Annotated in this window: 17 protein-coding genes and 1 tRNA gene; 11 read left to right on the forward strand and 7 right to left on the reverse strand. The window is 41.9% G+C overall.

The features are described 5' to 3' along the window. Positions 1–261: 261 nt before the first annotated feature. Both cysE and KAN5_RS00925 read left to right on the forward strand, forming a co-directional pair. A complete protein-coding gene (gene cysE / locus KAN5_RS00920) occupies positions 262–1,080 on the forward strand; it encodes a serine O-acetyltransferase (RefSeq protein WP_016708638.1) in 819 nt (272 codons plus the stop codon). 82 nt (positions 1,081–1,162) lie between these two features. After that, the gene (locus KAN5_RS00925) at positions 1,163–1,849 is read left to right on the forward strand and encodes a hypothetical protein (RefSeq protein WP_138555666.1); all 687 of its coding nucleotides are present in this window, start codon (positions 1,163–1,165) and stop codon (positions 1,847–1,849) included. Between the two features lie 21 nt (positions 1,850–1,870). Here KAN5_RS00925 and xseA read toward each other — a convergent pair whose 3' ends face one another. Continuing rightward, positions 1,871–3,205 carry an exodeoxyribonuclease VII large subunit gene (gene xseA, locus KAN5_RS00930; RefSeq protein ID WP_244390229.1) on the reverse strand — a complete coding sequence of 445 codons (1,335 nt, stop codon included), beginning with the start codon at positions 3,203–3,205 and terminating at the stop codon, positions 1,871–1,873. Between the two features lie 135 nt (positions 3,206–3,340). Here xseA and guaB point away from each other — a divergent pair, with 135 nt between their 5' ends. The 5 genes from guaB (at position 3,341) to rimI (ending at position 7,536) form a co-directional block, all read left to right on the forward strand. Beyond that, the gene (gene guaB / locus KAN5_RS00935; protein WP_016708641.1) at positions 3,341–4,810 is read left to right on the forward strand and encodes an IMP dehydrogenase; all 1,470 of its coding nucleotides are present in this window, start codon (positions 3,341–3,343) and stop codon (positions 4,808–4,810) included. A gap of 104 nt (positions 4,811–4,914) precedes the next feature. Further along, positions 4,915–6,492, forward strand: a complete 1,578-nt coding sequence (guaA, locus tag KAN5_RS00940) for a glutamine-hydrolyzing GMP synthase (protein ID WP_138555668.1) — start codon at positions 4,915–4,917, stop codon at positions 6,490–6,492. Between the two features lie 145 nt (positions 6,493–6,637). Further along, positions 6,638–6,714 (forward strand) — tRNA-Trp (locus tag KAN5_RS00945). Positions 6,715–6,779: 65 nt separating this feature from the next. After that, a complete protein-coding gene (locus KAN5_RS00950; RefSeq protein WP_016708643.1) occupies positions 6,780–7,088 on the forward strand; it encodes a hypothetical protein in 309 nt (102 codons plus the stop codon). Further along, positions 7,075–7,536, forward strand: a complete 462-nt coding sequence (gene rimI, locus KAN5_RS00955) for a ribosomal protein S18-alanine N-acetyltransferase (RefSeq protein ID WP_016708644.1) — start codon at positions 7,075–7,077, stop codon at positions 7,534–7,536. Before KAN5_RS00950 ends, rimI begins: the two co-directional genes overlap by 14 nt. A gap of 20 nt (positions 7,537–7,556) precedes the next feature. Here rimI and KAN5_RS00960 read toward each other — a convergent pair whose 3' ends face one another. The 5 genes from KAN5_RS00960 to KAN5_RS17515 form a co-directional block, all read right to left on the reverse strand. Further along, a complete protein-coding gene (locus KAN5_RS00960) occupies positions 7,557–10,235 on the reverse strand; it encodes an ATP-binding protein (protein WP_016708645.1) in 2,679 nt (892 codons plus the stop codon). Positions 10,236–10,519: 284 nt separating this feature from the next. Next, entirely contained in the window at positions 10,520–12,709 is a 2,190-nt protein-coding gene (locus KAN5_RS00965) for a TonB-dependent siderophore receptor (RefSeq protein WP_016708646.1), read from the reverse strand. A 115-nt stretch (positions 12,710–12,824) separates the two neighbouring features. Further along, entirely contained in the window at positions 12,825–13,241 is a 417-nt protein-coding gene (locus KAN5_RS00970; RefSeq protein ID WP_244390230.1) for a biopolymer transporter ExbD, read from the reverse strand. A gap of 2 nt (positions 13,242–13,243) precedes the next feature. Further along, positions 13,244–13,957: a MotA/TolQ/ExbB proton channel family protein gene (locus KAN5_RS00975; RefSeq protein WP_244390231.1), complete on the reverse strand. Its 714-nt coding sequence runs from the start codon at positions 13,955–13,957 to the stop codon at positions 13,244–13,246. A gap of 12 nt (positions 13,958–13,969) precedes the next feature. Beyond that, the gene (locus KAN5_RS17515) at positions 13,970–14,764 is read right to left on the reverse strand and encodes an energy transducer TonB (protein WP_279612630.1); all 795 of its coding nucleotides are present in this window, start codon (positions 14,762–14,764) and stop codon (positions 13,970–13,972) included. 368 nt (positions 14,765–15,132) lie between these two features. Between KAN5_RS17515 and prfC the strand changes: the two genes are divergently transcribed. The 4 genes from prfC to KAN5_RS01000 all read left to right on the forward strand — a co-directional run bounded on the left by prfC (position 15,133) and on the right by KAN5_RS01000 (position 20,467). Continuing rightward, the gene (gene prfC, locus KAN5_RS00985; RefSeq protein ID WP_138555662.1) at positions 15,133–16,716 is read left to right on the forward strand and encodes a peptide chain release factor 3; all 1,584 of its coding nucleotides are present in this window, start codon (positions 15,133–15,135) and stop codon (positions 16,714–16,716) included. Positions 16,717–16,769: 53 nt separating this feature from the next. Continuing rightward, entirely contained in the window at positions 16,770–18,512 is a 1,743-nt protein-coding gene (argS, locus tag KAN5_RS00990; protein ID WP_016708651.1) for an arginine--tRNA ligase, read from the forward strand. Positions 18,513–19,048: 536 nt separating this feature from the next. Next, positions 19,049–19,687 carry a pyridoxamine 5'-phosphate oxidase gene (gene pdxH, locus KAN5_RS00995; RefSeq protein WP_016708652.1) on the forward strand — a complete coding sequence of 213 codons (639 nt, stop codon included), beginning with the start codon at positions 19,049–19,051 and terminating at the stop codon, positions 19,685–19,687. A gap of 6 nt (positions 19,688–19,693) precedes the next feature. After that, positions 19,694–20,467, forward strand: coding sequence for a TatD family hydrolase (locus KAN5_RS01000; protein WP_016708653.1), 774 nt, complete (start codon positions 19,694–19,696; stop codon positions 20,465–20,467). On the opposite strand, the gene KAN5_RS01005 is transcribed toward KAN5_RS01000, so the two are convergent. Then, positions 20,434–21,054: an AhpA/YtjB family protein gene (locus KAN5_RS01005; RefSeq protein ID WP_016708654.1), complete on the reverse strand. Its 621-nt coding sequence runs from the start codon at positions 21,052–21,054 to the stop codon at positions 20,434–20,436. The genes KAN5_RS01000 and KAN5_RS01005 overlap by 34 nt on opposite strands. Positions 21,055–21,158: the final 104 nt, after the last annotated feature.

Raw genomic sequence — 21,158 nt, forward strand, 5'->3', positions numbered from 1 at the left:
GTTATTTTGTCATATGACAGTTAAGCTGTCATGTTTGTTACTTTTTGAATTTTAAGCTTTTAATTTAATTTTATAAATTTTTTACTACTATGTTTACTGTCGTTACAACGATTCTTAAATAGGGGCGATTATTACTGTTTAGGGTTTTTAAGTTTCGTTATATCTAATAACCAGAACAAATAATTACAGTGTTAACACATACGCCATGAAATCCGTTAAACTGCACAAAAGCTTATATTCGTATTAATTAAAGGCCGTCCTATGCGTCATGAAATTTGGCAACAGCTTCGCGCAGAAGCAAATGAAGTCGTTACCCGTGAACCTCTTTTGGCAAGTCATGTGTATTCATGCATTTTAAATCATGAGTGTTTAGGATCTGCGTTGAGTTTTATCGTTGCGAATAAATTGTCTGATGCTGTGGTATCCGCATTTACTATTCGTGAATTGTTTGACCAAGCCTTTGTTGAGTGCGATCGCATGCTTACTCACGTTGCTCATGATATTAAAGCGGTTAAAGATCGCGACCCTGCTGCCGATACTTATTTAACTGTGATCTTAAACTTAAAAGGTTTTCATGCAATTCAAGCTCATCGACTCGCCCATTGCCTATGGTTACAAAACCGTAAAGAGCTCGCTCGCTTTATTCAAAGCCGTACCTCAGAAGTATTTGGCGTTGATATCCATCCTGCTTGTAAAGTCGGCCATGGTATTATGTTTGACCACGCCACTGGTATAGTGATTGGTGAAACTGCGGTAATAGAAGATAACGTCTCTATTTTACAATCAGTCACTTTAGGGGGCACTGGTAATGAAAAAGGTGATCGTCATCCGAAAATTCGCGCAGGTGTCCTAATTGGTGCGGGTGCAAAAGTGCTCGGAAATATTGAAGTCGGCGAGGGCGCGCGTATTGGCGCAGGCTCTGTTGTGCTAAGTGCTGTGCCGCCGCACACCACAGTTGTGGGCGTGCCGGCTAAAATTGTTGGTAAACCAAATTGCCCTTGCCCTGCGCAAAGCATGAACCAAAACTTTTTAGACGTTGACGAGCCGCAAAACGAATCACATACCAGTGCTATGTTATAAACCACCTTTGACAATGCAGCCAAGGTATTGATTACAAATTGATTGTAAGTTATAAACAAAAGCAGTAAAGGAATGCCAAAATATGATGAAAAATAATTTTACTGCTTTATTGTTAGCTTTTATAGCGGGTGTTGCCTGTGCTTCAATATTCTTTGGTGTCATTTTATTCTCTCAATTGGCAGCTATTGCAGATGATGCTCAATCAGAGCAAGCCTATCAAAAGTTTGTAACAGAAGCACAATCTATTAGCCTAGAATCTGTTTCTGATCATGCAGTAAGTAAACACAGCCAAACAGCAGAAGTCGATGTATTAGAATCTTCAACCCCCTCTTCAGATGTAGAAAATACTCGTGCACTTGAAACCCAGTTAGCACAGCTTCAAGTTGAATTGGAAGCGCAGCGAAAGCTGGTAAAAACATATGAAAAACGTCTAACAGCTCCTTCAGATCTTGAACAAGCATTATTGACTAAATTTGACGAACAAAACCGTAACGAAGAGTGGGCTTACCGCACAGAAACAGCCATGAAAGACTTTTTGCAAATGGCCGATCTTAGCATTAGCCCTGAGTTAGTAAGTGCGCAATGTAAAAGTTCGGTCTGTAAATTTGAGCTTGTAGCACCACAAGATATTGATGACTTTGGTCACACTCAGTGGCGTGAGCTAAATGATCAATTGGTCAAACAAGAATTTTGGCAACAATTTACCGTCACCACTTCTAAATCCAGCGATCGCGACTTTTCTTTACTGCTTGCAACAGAATCGGACTAACCCGGCTCTGCTGCAAAATAGTTAACTAACGACCGATTGAATGACCCCATCCGCTAATTCTGTGAGCAGTAAGTCGCCTTGATTCACTTGCTGCGTTGATTTTATTACCTGCCCTTGCTCGTTTTTAGTAATACTATAGCCGCGTGCCAGCACATTGAGAGGACTCACCGACTCTAAGCGACTCGCTTGAAGAGCCAGTGTATTTTGGCTGCTACGTAGTTGTTGCTGCATACTTTGCTGTAAGCGTGCTTGCAATTGTTGTAACTGATGGCCCGCCTGTGCAAGCATGCGATCCGGTGAGCGCTGCATTAAACGCGGCACTAAATTACTTAAGCGGCGTTCATGCTGGTAAATACGTTGTTGCATTGCTTGTTGCAGTGCTAAAAATAGCTCATCTAAACGCTGTGCTTGTTGATTTAATTGATTGCGCGGGTGGCATAATGTTAACCGGTGTTCAAGTGCGGTGGCTGTACTTTGCTTGGCAGATAGCTGATGTTTAAACGCGTTTGCTAAACGCTGCAATTGTTGTTGAATTTGGTTATAAAGTTCACTGCTATTAGGGCTAACAAGCTCTGCGGCCGCGGATGGTGTGGCGGCGCGGATATCGGCCACATAGTCACTAATGGTGGTATCAATTTCATGCCCGACGGCACTAATGATAGGGAGTCTGCTGGCATAAATTGCTCGCGCCAGTAGTTCATGGTTAAAGCACCATAAATCTTCCAAAGAGCCACCGCCACGGCCTAAAATGAGCACATCAACTTCATTGCGAGCGTTGGCGAGGTTAATTTTATCAATTAACTGCAAATGCGCCTCTTTACCTTGCACCATAGCAGGGTAGATCACCACTTCTAGTTGTGGTGCGCGGCGTTTAAGTACCGTTAAAATATCTTTAATAGCAGCGCCGGTTGCTGATGTGATCACACCTACACGATGCACAACGCTTGGCAATGGCTGTTTGTATGCTGAGCTAAATAAGCCCTCAGCCGCGAGGCGCATTTTCAATTCATCAAACTCTTGCTTTAATTGGCCTTCGCCGGCCGCTTCCATGTGTTCAACAATCAGCTGATAATCACCGCGTGGTTCATACAAGGATACTCGAGCGCGTACAGTTACCTGAGCGCCATTTTCAGGGCGATAGCGTTGGCCGCGATTATTGCCACGCCACATTGCGGCTTTGACTTGGGCACGATCATCTTTAAGCGTAAAATACCAATGCCCAGACGCAGGGGTTATGAAGTTTGAGATCTCACCGGTTAAAATTAACGATGCGAACCCTTGCTCAAGCACAGATCTAATTTCTCTGTTTAGTCTAGAAACGGTATAAACCGTTTGCTGCTGGGATGTTATGGCCATAAAACGACTCTAAAAAGCGATGATGGTGGTATTTTATCATAAATAATTGTGAAATCTTATTTACTCATGTCGATAACGCTGATAAAATTTGGCCGCAATTCCTTATACAAGATCCACATGTGAGAAGTTGCCAAAATGCTTAGAATTGCTAAAGAAGCTCTTACCTTTGATGACGTACTTTTAGTACCAGGTCATTCTACTGTTTTGCCACACACGGCAAACATTTCAACTCGCTTAACGCGTGGTATCAAACTTAACTTGCCGTTAGTTTCAGCATCTATGGATACTGTAACAGAAGCTCGCTTAGCGATTGCGCTAGCGCAAGAAGGCGGTTTAGGTTTTATCCACAAAAACATGACAATTGAAGAACAAGCTAAAAACGTACGTAAAGTTAAAACGTACGAAGCCGGTATTGTGTCTTTTCCTGTCACTGTGACAGCGGATTTAACTATTGCGGATGCGGTTGCGTTGTCTGAAGAAAAAGGCTTTTCAGGTTTTCCGGTAACGGATGCTGATAATGGCCTGGTTGGTATTGTTACCAGCCGTGATATGCGTTTCGAAACTAAACTTGAGCAACCTGTTTCAACAGTCATGACTAAAAAAGAAAAGTTAGTCACTGTGAAAGAAGGTGCTGCACGTGAAGAAATCTTAGGCTTAATGCACGAACATCGCATTGAAAAAATTCTTGTAGTTGATGATGCATTTAAATTAAAAGGCATGATCACGGTAAAAGATTACCAAAAAGCACAAGACAAACCTCACGCCTGTAAAGATGACCAAGGTCGTCTACGTGTAGGTGCGGCAGTGGGTGTCGGTCCAGGTACTGATGAACGTATCGCTGCACTTGTTGAAGCGGGCGTTGATGTATTACTTATTGATACTTCACATGGTCATTCACAAGGTGTTATTGACCGTGTTGCTGCAACTCGCCAAGCATACCCAGATTTGCAAATTGTAGCGGGTAACGTTGCAACAGCTGAAGGTGCGATTGCTCTTGCTGATGCCGGTGTTGATGCCGTTAAAGTAGGTATCGGTCCTGGTTCAATCTGTACTACGCGTATTGTTACTGGTTGCGGCGTACCGCAAATTACAGCTATTTCTGATGCTGTTGAAGGCTTAAAAGGCCGTGACATTCCAGTTATCGCCGACGGTGGTATTCGTTTCTCGGGTGATATCGTAAAAGCATTGGTTGCTGGTGCATCATGCGTAATGGTTGGTTCAATGCTAGCAGGTACTGAAGAAGCGCCGGGTGAAGTTGAGCTTTATCAAGGTCGTTACTACAAATCATACCGTGGTATGGGGAGCCTTGGTGCGATGAACCAAAAAGAAGGTTCATCAGATCGTTACTTCCAAAAATCTAACCAAGCAGACAAACTTGTACCAGAAGGTATTGAAGGTCGTGTGGCTTATAAAGGCCCGATCGCGACTATCATTCACCAACAAGTGGGCGGCCTACGCAGCGCAATGGGCTTAACTGGTTGTGCAACGATTGAAGAATTAAACACCAAACCTCAGTTTGTTCGTGTTACTTCAGCTGGTATGGGTGAATCACATGTTCACGATGTACAAATCACTAAAGAAGCACCTAACTACCGTTTAGGTTAATCAATATAACGTATTGAAATTACTGGGCTAGCATTTGCTAGCCCTTATTTATTTTTAGTCATTCAGATACTCTGAGTGCCAGTTCTTGACTAACGAGATCCTCAATGAGCAAAGACATTCACGATTCACGAATTCTTATTTTAGACTTTGGTTCGCAATACACGCAATTGATCGCCCGCCGTGTGCGTGAAATTGGTGTTTACTGTGAGCTGTGGGCATGGGACGTAACGGAAGAACAAATCCGTGAGTTCAACCCACAAGGTATCATTCTATCTGGTGGCCCAGAGTCAACAACCTTAGAAAACAGCCCACGTGCCCCTGAGTATGTATTTAATGCTGGCGTACCAGTACTTGGTATTTGCTACGGCATGCAAACAATGGCAACGCAACTAGGCGGCAGCGTTCACAGCTCTGATAAAAAAGAGTTTGGTTACGCGCAGGTTGAAAAAGTAGGCAACTGTGCATTATTTGATGCAATTGAAGATCATATTACTGATGGTGGCAATGGCGTACTTGATGTATGGATGAGCCATGGTGATAAAGTAATGGAAATTCCAGCTACGTTTAAAACCACAGCTAAAACGTCTACTTGCCCGCATGCGGCAATGTCTAACGAAGAAAAGCGTTTTTACGGCGTACAGTTCCACCCAGAAGTAACGCACACGCATCAAGGTCAACGCTTATTAGAGCGTTTTGCAATTGATATTTGTGGTTGTGAAAAGTTATGGACACCTGCAAAAATCATTGATGACGCGATTGAGCGTATTAAAGACACTGTAGGTGAAGACGAAGTCATTTTAGGCTTATCAGGTGGTGTTGATTCATCAGTTGTAGCTATGCTTATTCACCGTGCTATTGGTGAGCGTCTAACTTGTGTATTTGTTGATAACGGTTTACTTCGTTTAAACGAAGGTCAGCAAGTGATGGACATGTTTGGCAACAAGTTTGGCCTTAACATTGTTAAAGTCGATGCTGAAGATCAATTTTTAGCTGATCTTGCTGGTAAATCAGATCCAGAAGATAAGCGCAAAGCTATCGGTCACACCTTTATCAACGTATTTGATGAGCAAGCTAAAAAGCTTAAAAATGCGAAGTGGTTAGGTCAAGGTACTATCTACCCAGACGTAATTGAATCAGCAGCATCAGCGACAGGCAAAGCGCATGTGATTAAATCTCACCACAATGTAGGTGGATTACCAGATGACATGAAGATGGGCTTAGTTGAGCCTTTACGTGAATTATTTAAAGATGAAGTACGTAAAATTGGTTTAGAGCTAGGTTTACCATACGACATGCTTTACCGTCACCCATTCCCAGGACCTGGTTTAGGCGTGCGTGTACTTGGCGAAATCAAAAAAGAGTACTGTGATTTACTACGCCGTGCTGATGCAATTTTCATTGAAGAACTACATAAAGCTGAGCTTTATCATAAAGTGAGCCAAGCGTTCACGGTATTCTTACCGGTTAAATCGGTCGGTGTTATGGGCGATGCCCGTAAGTACGATTGGGTTGTAAGCCTTCGTTGTGTTGAAACGATTGACTTTATGACTGCACGTTGGTCGCACTTACCGTATGAGTTCTTAGGTGTGGTTTCAAACCGTATCATTAATGAAATCGACGGTATCTCACGTGTTGTTTACGATATTTCAGGTAAACCACCGGCAACGATTGAGTGGGAATAACCTATAAACGGTTTTTTTAACTGATTATAAAACGGCGAATTAGCATGCTAATTCGCCGTTTTGTTTATTTAAAAAGCAAACAAACCAAAAAAGTAATTTTTTTCTTTACCTTTAGCGAAAGGTCTCTATAATTCGTCGTCATTGCAGGGGCGTAGTTCCAATTGGTAGAACAGCGGTCTCCAAAACCGATGGTTGGGAGTTCGAGTCTCTCCGCCCCTGCCATTTCTTCTTTACATCGTTTTTATTACTTCTTATATTGTTCTAGTGTTTAAATCTACTGAGTTGTTATGCATCCACGATACGCAGCTATTTTTGGTATAGAAAACCTTGAACTAAATACGCATTTTCGCTCTGAGCCCGTTGTTGAAGACGTGTGTGAGCCTAAAGCTGAAGCACCACTTATACCCGTTGAGCTAAGTACACAATTACTCGCTGATTTAAATCGCGCTATTACGCCACTGCATATTAGTAATGTAGTAAAGGGCGACACTTTAGCATGGCATGACGGTCAACTGAGCTTACCAACTCAACAGCTTAATGCTGATACTAAACGCGCACTTTGGGCGCTGATGAGCAAACATATTGATAACCTTTAAAGCAGTCACTGAAGCATCGATAGATGCGTTGATGCATATTGAGAACGCATGCCATAGCCATCCATGGGCGCGCAGCACTATGCAATCATGTTTAGCTGGGCGCTATTTTAATTTAGCGGCATTTCAAGCAGAACAAATGATAGGGTTTTATATTGGTGAAAAGGCAGGCCCTGATTTTACCTTAATGGATATCTGTGTAGCACCCCAATTCCAAGGGCAGGGCATTGCTAAGCAGTTACTTGCTAATTTTATAGCTTACGGTGAGCAGCATAATGCTGAAAACTTGTTTTTAGAAGTGCGAGAAACCAACACCCGCGCCATTGCGCTGTATGAACAAGCAGGCTTTAGTGAGATGTCGATACGTAAAAACTATTACCCAAGCGATGATCCAACCAAAAATGGCCATGAAGATGCTATTCTTATGGGCATGACGCTGCTATTTGGCTAACTTAGGTAGGCTAGTACATTTTATACTTCGGTTAACGGCTGTTGCTGTAAGGTGTATTTAATCGACTCAATTAAGCTTAGCGCTAAATAATCACGTCGGCTTTGGTCGCGTCCACGTAAATTATCCTCAAGTGCCGCTGCAGCATGATGAATATTACTAAAACCAAAACAACCAGCACTGCCTTTTAAGCTGTGGGCAAGCGCTCTGAGTTGCTCCCACTCGTTGGCATTGTGTAATTGTGTTACTTGAATTAAATAATCAGGCAACTTTGAACGGTAGTCGTTATTGATTTGCTGGAATTTTTCACTATTGAGTAAGTTTTCCCATTTATTCTGCGTGTCTTTTTCAATATTTAAGTAAGTAACCAGTACACTTTCTAAAGCGTCTTTGTCGATAGGTTTAGCTAGCGCCTCATCACAACCTGCGTGCAGATATGTATTGACGTCATGTTTCATTACGTTCGCGGTGAGGGCAATGATTGGGCCATCATATGCTGCATGACGCAGCATTTGTGTCGCTTCTAGTCCTCCCATCACTGGCATTTGCATATCCATGATAATCAACTGGTAGTCATTCACTAATGCCATTTCAACAGCCTCAGCGCCGTTGTTGGCAATATCTGGCTCAAGCCCCCATGTTTGTAAGAGTAACTTGAGCAATAGTTGATTATCAGGGTTATCTTCTGCGACTAAAATATTGGCATCGAAATTATTTTGTGCAAATGAAAGTTGTAAGTCTTTTTCTGGTGTTAATTGGCTTTGCTCTGTGAGCATCAGAGGTAATAGTTCGTTGTCTGTTACTAAGTTGCAGGCAATCTGTACACGAAAACAACTACCTTTGCCAGGAGTACTTTGTACATACACATCACCGCCGAGTAATTGGGCTAAGTTTTTAGAAATACATAAGCCTAATCCTGTACCGCCAAAGCGACGAGTGGTGGTGGTATCAGCTTGTTCAAACGGCTTAAATACCCGTTCAACCTCACGCTCTGACATACCTATGCCACTATCTTGAATGGCAAATTCAATAAGCTGTGAATCACTATTATAAGTAATGTCTAAGGTGATCAAACCTTGTTCGGTAAACTTCACTGCATTACTGGCAATATTGATTAAAATTTGCTTTAAACGCGTGCCATCACTATTAATGATCCGTGGCAGTGGTAAGTGAAAATTAATATTACAGCTGAGCTTTTTCTCTTGTGTTAAAGGACGAATAATAGAATCAATATCATGCACCAGTTGCACTATATCAAGCGGCTCTTTTTCGACAGCGAGCTTTTCCGCTTCAATTTTTGATAAGTCTAAAATATTATTTATGAGCTCAAGTAGGTGCTTCGAGTTGCGCAATATAGTACTTAGGTGCAACGCATCGCCGCTGGTTTTATTACTGTGCAATAGTTGCTCAGTAAAGCCCATAATAGCGGTCAGTGGGGTACGAATTTCATGACTCATATTAGCTAAAAATCGGCTTTTTAATTGATTAGCTTGCTCTGCTTGAGCAATAGCAACCTCTAGCTGGCTATTCATGGTTTCAAGTGCTTTTGTACGACTTTCTACTTTATCTTCAAGGTGATGTTTATATTCTTCAAGTTCGTCTTGGTAATGACGAATTTGGTTTACCATGTGATTAAAATCGTTAAATAATACACCTACTTCATCGTTATTATGGGCGGGTAAGTACACAGATAAGTCACCGTCACCAACGCGATGACTGGCGGCGCCAAGTAATTCTATTGGATTAAGTAATAAATTGCGCACCACAATAAAAATCAGCATCGGCAAGGTGATCACTGAAATAATTACAATTAACGCGGTAATTAAACTGATGGCTTTACCAGATTGATAAAGTAACGCTTTAGGAATGGTCGAGACATAATAATAACCGCCACTCATTTGGATGGCGTAAATCATCCGTTCAACTTTATCTATACTGGATAGCTCTATGGTTGAAAGCTTGCCCAAATCAGCGAGTTCATGAATTTGTTTTAGTTCATACTCACTAATATATTGGCCGCGTTTATCGTAATCAGAGCTAAATAATATTTTGCCATTATTGGTGAGCAGTAAATTAAGCGTGTTGTTATAAGGCGCTTCTAAAATGCTGGTATTTAAAATGGATGGTTCAACGTGTACTACAATAAAGCCAAGCTGTTGCGGTCGTTTTAGGTAGTAATCGGCACTGTAAATACGTTGAATAAAATACAAGCTCGTGGTGCCATCTTGCTTTTGCACCATAAATTGCTGCTGGCGTAAGTTACTCTGTAATACTTGCGAAAAAAATGGGTAGCTGGTTGGTGCGGTATTTAAGTTACTGGAGTAATAGGCATCGCTATGGCCATCGGGTGAAATCAAATTCACACTAATGATATCAGGGTAAGCCTCTGAGTAACTCGCAAATACATCCATTAGCGCGCCCAGTCTTCGGGTGTAGTTACCGTTGTCGCGTAAGTCATCGGCTAAAAAGTCACTGAGTACAGGGGAAGTTGACAGTAATTTAGTGGTTGAGTGGAACGAATCAATGTAGTTAAACATTTTTTGCTGTTGTTGCTCAACAAAACGACTAACTATAAGTTCCGCTTGTTTTTGTGTAGAACTGGTAACGTTGGTGAGAGTAAAACCACCTAAAAACAGCAAAGGCAAAATCACCAACGGCGTGATATACCATAATAATCTTATACTTAGCTTACTGGTTTTCATTGTGCTGGTGGGATCCTTTGCAATCTATTCCTAATTACTATAGCCATTAGCAAATTGGTGATAATAAATACTTCCCCATAATACACATAGTGAGTAGTAGAAGTCACTTTTGTGGTAATTAAGTTTTCTGATTTGTGGGAAATTGAGTAGTAGGGGATCTAACGTGAGCGGTTTCTTCGTTGTTTTTATTAGCATCTCGAGACGATAGTTAATAGAGTTGTTCCAGTGGGTTGTAAAAAGCAGCTAAGCGCCACTTTTTACATTGGTTACTTATTGCTTAGTTTTTACCATTGATACGTTGCGGTGAGTGCCACCTTACGACGGTCGCCATAGGAGCATGAAGTGCTGCCGCAAGTGGTGATCACTGTTTTATCTGTCAGGTTACGTACATTTAGAGCTAGTTTCCATTGCGCTAAATCATAGCTTAGCATCGCATCCAGTAACGTATAACTGTCGACTGCAATTGGCGCTTTTTCTCCCGTGCCATAATTACTTCCGGTGTAACGTGCCCCTAAGCCAACAGTGAATACATCGGCAAAACGGTAGTCGCCCCACACACTGAATTGATGCTCTGAAATAGCTTTATCTTGCTTACCAATTTCAATTGTATTACCACTTTCAGTGACTTCGGCTGTAGGTATCCAGCTGTATGCCGCAGTGATATTTGTTCTGCTCGTTGGTTGCACCAGTGCTTCTAACTCCACCCCTCGTACTTCAATGGCGCCAGTTTGTTTGAACCCTGCAGGTTCTGTTGTCCATACCCACTGCGTGAAATCACTACGCTCTATATCAAATGCTGCCATGCTATAGCTTGCTGCCGTGTCAAATGGTTGGTAGCGCACACCTACTTCATATTGACGGCCAGTTTCAGGTGAAAATGGCCTACCTTGCTGAGGGTCAACATTAGTGGTTGGGGCAAAAGATTCTGAATAGCTGATATACGGAGCTAAACCGTTGTCGGCTAGGTAAACTAAGCCGGCACGTGCAGTAAACTCTGTATCTGTGCGCTGCGAGGTAGGATCAATAATACCATCGGGCGTTTCATTTTTTATTTCGGCACGATCCCAACGTCCAGCTAGTGTCATTATCCATTTATCATCAAATTTAATTTGATCTTGTAGATAAACACCGACCTGTGCAAGCGTTGAAATACCGGCAATATTTGGTTCTGGCTGAATGACCTCAGAGCCATAGTTCGGCGCAAAGATATCTAAGTCATCTAATACACCGCCGTAGCGAGCAGCTACATCTATTTCAGTGTCCTGATAATCAATACCAAGTAAGATTGTGTGTTGTAGTTTACCTGTATTGATTTTACCTATTAAACGAGTATCAATTGCAAGGCCGGTTACCGTTTCTTGGCTAGATAAAGGGGTACGTTTTAAATAACGAAAGTTATCAGCTGAATGTGGGTCACTATTTTTTTGCGCCCATTTACCCCAGATTACCCCATAATCAACATTAAACTTAGCATAGCGACTGTGTTGTTGAAGTTGCCAATTATTATTGAAGTGGTACTCACCTTGATAGCCTACCACCCATTGCTCTTGTTTATAGCGATTAAAATCGGGCTCACCAATTAAAGTAGAAATAGCGATATCACCATTAGGATTAGGTAATAATGTGCCTTCTAGTGGGTAAGCATGCCACGCGGCGCCAGCGTCAACGTTGTAATATTGCGAGTAAAAGGTGATTTTTCCTTGAGTACTTGGTTGCCAAGTTAATGAAAGCGCTAAATAGTCACGATCATTTTCTAGTGATTCAGTACTGAGTTCAGCATCTTTTGTTAAACCAGTGAACCGGTATAAATATTCACTATCATCATCTAAAGGTCCAGACATATCTACAGCGATTTGTTTTAACTCATAATTCCCCACCTTAACTTGTAATTCATTATGGCTAAATGGAGTTGGCATTTTACTCACTAAATTGACAACGCCACCAGGACCATTTTGGCCATATAATACAGAGGCAGGGCCTTTTAGTACTTCTATGCGTTCCATTCCATAGGGTTCTGTTTGCCATATCCCCCAGTTACCACTGTTTCTGATCTGTAATCCATCTTGATAAAAGCCAGGCGCATAGGCATCGAAACCACGAATATACAACCAATCATATTGAGGTAAATCTCCCCATGGAGAGGTGTTTACACCTGCTGTGTAAGCTAGGGCTTCTGTTACTCGCGTTGCTCCAATTGCTTCTATTTTGTCTGCTGTGACGATGGAAATAGATTGTGGTGTTTCAATGAGTGGCGTATCTGTTTTTGTTGCTGTGACACTCTTACGAGCAATAAAACCATCAACAGGGCCCGTTGCTGTTTCTTGATCAGCATCAGCATTGACAGTGACAGCTTTTAATTGACTCGGCTGATTACTTTTTGCGTAACTAATAGAAATAGAATTAACGGCTATCAATGCAAGCGTAATGGCTGATAGAGGCTTAGGGAATACTAAGATGGGACGAGTAGGTTTCACATAAACTCCTTATTTTTTGTGTGAAATGATTTTTAAATCAGTTTGTTATGTCGTAATGTTGTTTTTAAATTTAGAGATAATGGCTGGTTTTAGGCTACATAAATTAGTAAAATTGCTAAGGTAATTGAGTAACAAAATTTAACGAGGTCACGCCAGAATTCTGCGCCAATGCCATCACTTGTACTACTTTTTCATAAGGTACTTGTGCAGCTCCTTGCAATTGCAAGCTAGGTTGAGGAGATTGCTGCGCTATGTTTGCTAAGTTAGCTTTAAGCGCAGTAATATCAATATCTTGCTGTTTCCATTTGATTTGACCATTAGCCATAACCTGCAAACTTATACTTTCTACATGTTCAGTTAATTCACTTTGTGTTACTTGTGCTTTTGGGAGTTCCACGGTGATGGATTGAGTGATCACCGGCATCGCAATGATAAAAATAATAAGCAACACCAACATTACATCGACAAACGGAGTCATATTGATTTCAGCCATCATTTGTTCTTCATCATTTATTTGTTGACCAAAAGCCATAGCTACTCTCCTACAACTTTTAGTTGATGCGCAGTTTTGCTGGGGGCAGAGCCAATCACTAAGTAAGCATGAATTTCGTGAGCAAAGAAATTGAGGCGCTCTATCACTTGTGTATTTCCACGAGTTAGTGCGTTATAACCTAAGACCGCGGGGATCGCGACAGCAAGGCCAAAAGCCGTCATTATCAGCGCTTCGCCCACAGGGCCCGCTACTTTATCAATACTAGCTTGACCACTGATGCCTATATTAATTAGGGCATGATAAATACCCCATACAGTACCTAATAAGCCAATAAATGGGGCGGTTGCGCCAACAGATGCTAATATGGCTAAACCTCGCTGCAGCTCCGCTTTACTGCCATCAATAGAATGACGCAAGCATGTTGTCAGCCAGTGTGTGAGATTTAAATCACTGTGCAGTTCATTCTTATGTTGCTGGTAATGCGCTTTAGCATTGAGTCCTTCATTTACTAGCTGACTAAAAGGGGTCGGATGTCCTGAGCGTGTGTCGAGATGTTTTATTTCAGCATGAATGTCTTTAGAATGCCAAAATCCATTTACTTTTAATGCACAGCGCTGTAATCGAAATAGCTTTACCGCTTTTATTGTAATGACACTCCACGATGCAACAGACATTAAAAGTAGGCATATTGCGACAGTTTTAATTACGCCATCACTTTGTGCCCAAAGCGCTGTAATACCATAGGGACCTTCCATAAATCCTCCTTATCAGGGTTGGTTAAGTGCAAAATGCACGGGTTGTATGTACCAATAGCCAATAGGCGTATTATTTTGTTTCGCTGGTTGATAGTGCCAATGTTTAACAGTGGCTTTAGCTGATTGATCTAATCGAGAAAACCCACTGGATTGGTGCAACTGTATTTGCTCTACCTTGCCACTTACATTGATATAAATTTTTAGTAAAACCGTTCCTTGCTCTTTCATTCTGCGAGATAAGCGAGGGTAGCGTGGAGTTGGATTATTAACGGCATTGGCATCACTTAAGTGTGGTAAAACTAAACCAGCAGGTAGCTCGATATTATAGTCATCAGCATATTGTTGAGTGTTTGAGTTTGTAGGCTCGGCGTTAGGTGCTTGGGTAGGCTTGGGTTGAATTACAGGCTTTGGTTTTGCTACCGGTTCAGGCTTTGCTACCGGTTCAGGCTTTGCCACAGGTTCAGGCTTTGCCACAGGTTCAGGTTTTGCCACAGGCTCAGGTTTTGCCACAGGCTCAGGCTTTGCCGCAGGTTCAGGTTTTTTAGCTGGTTCAGACTGTATTTTTTGATCAAACAAGTTATTTCTAGTGGGTTGCTTAGTGTTACTAGGGAAGTAGATTAAGTTCCCTTTGATAGAGCTTGGATTCTTTTCTAACACCACTCGAGTATTCGCTGTTTCTAACCACAGCAAGGTAATAGCAGCAGCGTGAACTGTAATAACAAGTAAGCAAATCGCAACAGAACATAGTGATAAGTTTTGTTGCTTTAATGCAGAAAATGTAACTGGAGAAAAATTAATAGTAGCCATTATTAAGTTTGGTTCAAATACAAATCGTCATTATTTTATTGTTTTTAAATTAGGGTCGCAAGTGGTAATTGTTTTTATTATCACTTGCTGGCGGTAAGATGCTTTTAGCTATTGTTTCAGGGGGATTGAGTTCCGGTTTTGATGTTGAGGACTGTTTCGGTAGTTAAAAGTCTGTGGCTAACCCTAACAGTTCAATATGTTTGAATTACTTGAATTTTACTAAGCAGTTAATTACTTGCAATCGCTGCTTTTTTGGCTACAACAAACAAGGTATAATGTCAGTAATTCTATTTTATATTTACAATGCCTCAAAATAACCTGAATCGGGTTGTTTTAGCTGTGCCTTGTTATGACTTAAAGCGGCTTACATGTCTAATTTATCTAGTGAAATTAATAAACGACGCACCTTTGCGATCATTTCTCACCCGGATGCGGGTAAAACCACCATTACTGAAAAAGTACTGTTGTTCGGGCAGGCTATTCAAAAAGCGGGGACTGTTAAAGGGCGTGGTTCTAATCAGCATGCAAAATCAGACTGGATGGAAATGGAAAAAGAGCGTGGGATCTCAGTAACTACCTCTGTAATGCAGTTTCCATACAACAAAGCGCTCGTTAATTTACTGGATACCCCAGGGCACGAAGATTTCTCTGAAGATACTTACCGTACTCTTACCGCTGTTGATTCATGTTTAATGGTTATCGATGCGGCAAAAGGTGTCGAAGATCGTACCCGTAAATTGATGGAAGTAACACGCCTGCGTACTACGCCGATTGTTACTTTCATGAATAAGTGTGACCGTGATATCCGCGACCCAATGGAGTTATTAGACGAAGTTGAAACTGAGCTTAACATAGCTTGCGCGCCAATCACGTGGCCAATTGGTTGTGGTAAAGAGTTCAAAGGTGTTTACCACATTCATAACGAAGAAACGATTTTATATAAAACAGGCCAAGGTCATACGATTCAAGAAGTACGCAGTATTAAAGGGTTAGATAACCCAGAGCTGGATGAAGCAATTGGTGACGAATTAGCAGAACAATTACGTGAAGAATTAGAGCTGGTTATTGGTGCTTCACACGAATTTGATTTAGAGCTATTTTTAGCCGGTGAATTATCACCAGTATATTTTGGTACTGCACTTGGTAACTTTGGTGTTGACCATGTACTTGATGGCCTGACTGAATGGGCGCCAACGCCACTGCCACGTGAAACAGAAGACCGTACAGTTCTTGCTACAGAAGAAAACTTCACCGGTTTCGTATTTAAAATTCAAGCCAACATGGATCCAAAACATCGTGACCGTATTGCCTTTATGCGTATTGTATCGGGCAAGTACAGCCAAGGTATGAAAATGAACCATGTGCGTATTGGCAAGCAAGTCAGTATATCTGATGCAGTGACCTTTATGGCCGGCGACCGTGAACGCGCAAGTGACGCGTTTGCTGGTGATATTATAGGTTTACATAACCACGGTACGATTCAAATTGGTGATACTTTCACCCAAGGTGAAAAACTTAAATTTACTGGTATTCCAAACTTTGCACCAGAGCTGTTCCGCCGTATTCGTTTGCGTGATCCACTAAAACAAAAGCAATTGTTAAAAGGCTTAGTACAGCTTTCAGAAGAAGGTGCAGTACAAGTATTTAGACCGCTTATCAATAATGATTTAATCGTGGGTGCAGTCGGTGTGCTGCAGTTTGACGTGGTTGTGGCACGCTTAAAAGCAGAATATAACGTAGATGCTTTGTATGAAAGCGTGAATGTAAATACAGCACGCTGGGTCAGTTCGGATGACGTTAAAAAGTTTGAAGACTTTAAACGTAAGTGCGAGAGCAACTTAGCACTTGATGGCGGTGATAACTTAACTTACATAGCGCCAAGCCGTGTGAATCTTAATTTATCAATAGAGCGTTACCCTGAAGTGACGTTTAACCACACCCGTGAAAACTAAACGCAAAATTTAATTAAAGCCCGCAATGCGGGCTGACAAAGGTAACAAATTACATGAATATTCGTACGCTTCTAATCGATAAAGCTATTGCTGCAATGACTGCTGCAGGACTACCCGCAGACACTAATCCTGCGGTTACACAAAGTACTCGTCCACAGTTTGGTGATTACCAGATTAATGGTGCAATGGGTGCGGCTAAAAAAATGAAAAGCAATCCTCGTGAGCTTGCACAAAAAATTATTGATAACTTAGATGTTAGCGATATTGCTGATAAAACTGAAATTGCAGGCCCAGGTTTTATTAATATTCACCTCAAGCCTGAATTTTTAGCGCACAGCGTAAAAGCGGCAAATCAAGATGCAAAACTTGCAGTTGCTGAGCATGCAAAGCCGCAAACCGTTGTGGTTGATTACTCATCACCAAATCTTGCAAAAGAAATGCACGTAGGCCACTTACGTTCAACTATCATAGGCGATGCTGTTGTGCGTGCCCTTGAGTTTCGTGGTGACACGGTTATTCGTCAAAATCACATGGGTGATTGGGGTACTCAGTTTGGTATGTTGATTGCTCACCTAGAAGATCAAATTAACCAAGGTGTTGATTTAGATTCAGTGGCATTGGCTGACTTAGAAACCTTCTACCGCGACGCGAAAAAGCGTTTTGATGAAGAAGAAGGGTTTGCCGATAAAGCCCGTGATTACGTAGTAAAACTACAAGGTGGCGATGCACACTGTGAAAAACTGTGGAAGTTATTTATTGCAACCTCAGTAAAACATTCTGAAGAAGTGTATAAGCGTTTAAATGTAACACTAACGCCAGACGACATTATGGCTGAAAGTGCATATAACAGTGAGCTTAATAACATTATCGCGTTATTAAAAGACAAAAATATTGCTGTGGAGTCGCAAGGCGCACAAGTGGTGTTTTTAGACGAACTAGCGAATAAAGATGGTGAGCCATCAGCGTTTATTGTACAAAAATCAGGTGGTGGCTTCTTATATGCAACCACTGATTTAGCGGCCTGTGATTACCGCTCAAATAAGTTAGGCGCAGCTCGTATCTTAATTTTTGTTGATGCCCGCCAAAGTCTGCACTTTAATCAAGTAGAGCTTACAGCCCGTAAAGCGGGTTTATTACGTGATGAAACCAGTTACGAATTTTGCCCATTCGGCACCATGATGGGCGAAGACGGTAAACCATTTAAAACCCGTACTGGCGGTACGGTTAAACTTGCTGATTTACTAGAAGAATCAATTGTTCGTGCAACGGCAAAACTGGCAGAGCGTGAATCTGATTTAACGGATGCAGAGCGTGCAGAAATCGCCCGTAAAGTTGGTATCGGTGCGGTTAAATACGCCGACCTATCAAAAAATCGTACCAGTGATTATATTTTCAACTGGGATACCATGCTTAGTTTTGAAGGTGCTACGGCCCCTTACTTACAATACGCGTATACGCGTGTTCGCAGCATCTTCCGTAAATCGGGTGTAGACGCAGCAAACTTAACCGCAGATGTCGCCATTGTTGAGCCACAAGAAAAAGCCCTTGCACTAAAACTTCTTCAATTAGAAGAAGTGCTTGATCAAATGATCAATGAAGCAACACCGCACGTATTATGTAGTTACTTATATGAGCTGGCTAGTCTTTACATGACCTTCTACGAAGCCTGCCCAGTACTGAAAGACGGCGTAGAGCCAAGTGTACGTGACAGCCGTTTAGTGTTGTGTAATTTAGTGGCGGATACGTTGAAAACAGGGTTGGACCTGTTAGGCATTGAAGTCATGGAGCAAATGTAACCTACTGCGTGTAGTTCGCTTTAGCTGCGTTAATGAGTTTATTTAGCCTAAGTCACATACAAAACACGTATGCTCCTTGGCATAAATAAACTCATTGCCTTGCTAGCACTCCTACACTTGCAGATAATTTTAGGTGCTAGGTGCTAGGTTTAGCTTGACACTGAGCTGCAATGGCTTAATTTTGTAGCTGATAGCTGATAGCTGATAGCTGATAGCTGATAGCTGATAGCTGATAGCTGATAGCTGATAGCTGATAGCTGATAGCTGATAGCTGATAGCTGATAGCTGATAGCTGATAGCTGATAGCTGATAGCTGATAGCTGATAGCTGATAGCTGATAGCTGATAGCTGATAGCTGATAGCTGATAGCTGATAGCTGATAGCTGATAGCTGATAGCTGATAGCTGATAGCTGATAGCTGATAGCTGATAGCTGATAGCTGATAGCTGATAGCTGATAGCTGATAGCTGATAGCTGATAGCTGATAGCTGATAGCTGATAGCTGATAGCTGATAGCTGATAAAGAAGGATTTGATATGAAACTCGAAGATATTCGTCGTGAATACCTACAAGATGGGTTGAGCGAAGATAGTTTGCTTGATTGCCCTTTTAAGCAGTTTGAAAAGTGGCTCGATAACGCTGTAACCGCTAATTTATCAGACCCAACTGCGATGGTGGTGGCGACGGTGGATGAAACTGGTCAGCCTTCACAGCGTATTGTGTTGTTAAAACACCTTGATGATAATGGTTTTGTATTTTTCACCAATACTGGCTCACGTAAAGCGCAAGAGCTTAAAGGTAATAACAAAATATCGTTACACTTCCCGTGGCACACCATGGAGCGTCAGGTCATTGTTTATGGCGAAGCACAGCCGTTACCGACCTCAGCGGTAGCGAAATACTTTTTGTCCCGTCCTAAAGAAAGCCAGTTAGCAGCATGGGCATCAGCACAAAGTAGGCCGGTATCATCACGTAAAGTGTTGATGGAAACCTTTGCCAATATGAAAAATAAATTTGCGAAGGGTGAAATCCCATTACCCGATTTTTGGGGCGGCTATTGCGTCGTGCCTACCAAAATTGAGTTTTGGCAAGGCGGCGCGCATCGTTTACATGATCGTTTTATGTATCAGCGCCAAGCTGATAATAGTTGGCAAATTACACGCTTGAATCCATAAGCTGCTATGGCGTTTATTGATTCTCACTGCCACTTAGACTTTGCTGAATTTGATGCTTCTCGCACACAACTCATTGCACAATGTCAGCAGCATAGCATCGACAAACTCATTGTGCCGGGGATTACCTTGGCACAATCTCACGCATTAATTGCATTTGCCGCTAAGTATAAGGGCGTGCACATTGCCGCTGGTTTACATCCTTATTTTTTAGCTGAATATCAACCAAGCCATTTAGCAGCATTAACTGAATTTGCCGAGCAACATCAGCCGCAGCTGGTTGCTATTGGTGAATGTGGTATTGACCGCAGTATCGATAATTTAGCCTTACAAACTCAGATATTTGAGCATCATATTGAACTTGCTAATCAACTAGCATTGCCTCTGATCGTACATCATCGACAAAGCCACGATTTAATTGCACAGTCATTTAAGCGTTGCAAGCCTAAATTCGGTGGGGTTATTCATGCCTTTTCAGGTTCAATGCAACAAGCACAGTACTACATTAAGCAAGGTTTTAAGCTAGGAGTGGGTGGCGTGATCACCTATGAGCGGGCACAAAAGACCCGTAGTGTCGTTGCTGCATTGGCAGCTGAACATTTAGTGCTTGAAACAGATGCGCCATCAATGCCATTGGCGGGCTTTCAGGGGCAAATCAATACGCCGTTACAGCTGCCTTTAGTGTTTGAACAACTATGCCAATTGAAGCAGATCACAGCACCTTATAAAGCTGATTTTAAAAAGCAGCTTTATGAATCGTGTTCAGCACTTTTTCGGATATAGCGATTAACCTGCCAGCGCTTTAAGCCTCGGCCAAGTTGCCATGTGAAAATACAGGTGATCACCAGCATTAGTAATACTTGGCGACCTAGATCATGAAAACTACTGTGACTCGTTGCCACCGCTGAGCGAGTTAAATAAGTAACAGAAGCAAACCCCAATGGGCGATTATCATCACTTATAATTGGTTCAACAAACGGTGTCTTAAGCTTACTAATACCTGGAGTTGAATTTGGTAACTTCCCCAATAAATGGTGCATTTGCCAATTATCACTACTGGCGATAAGGACACCTTGATGATCGTAAATCGTTGCTGCTAATACAAACTCATCTTTACTAATACTATTACATAAGGCGGTGAGTTCGGGTTTGTTTTTTTCAAGTAATGGTGTTTTAGCATTAAGTGCCATAAAGCGGGTTAAGCTTCTTGCCGTGCTGTCTGCATTATCATAAAGCAGTTGGTGACTTTGAAAACTGCCATTAACCGCTACCCAAGTCAGTAATAAAAAGCAAGCAGCAGCAATGCTTAATCGCACTAAACGCTGCCTTAGGGATGCTGAAATAGGGTTTTTAAGATGGTTATTTTTCATAGTCACCGTTTACGCTGCTGACAGCTTTTGCTTTTGATGTTACAACTAAGCCTAACTATAACCTTAAATCCCCCTTTATGGCGAGTTAACTGTTATTTGGCAGG

Source organism: Pseudoalteromonas sp. KAN5 (assembly GCF_022846535.1).
GTDB lineage: Bacteria > Pseudomonadota > Gammaproteobacteria > Enterobacterales > Alteromonadaceae > Pseudoalteromonas > Pseudoalteromonas haloplanktis.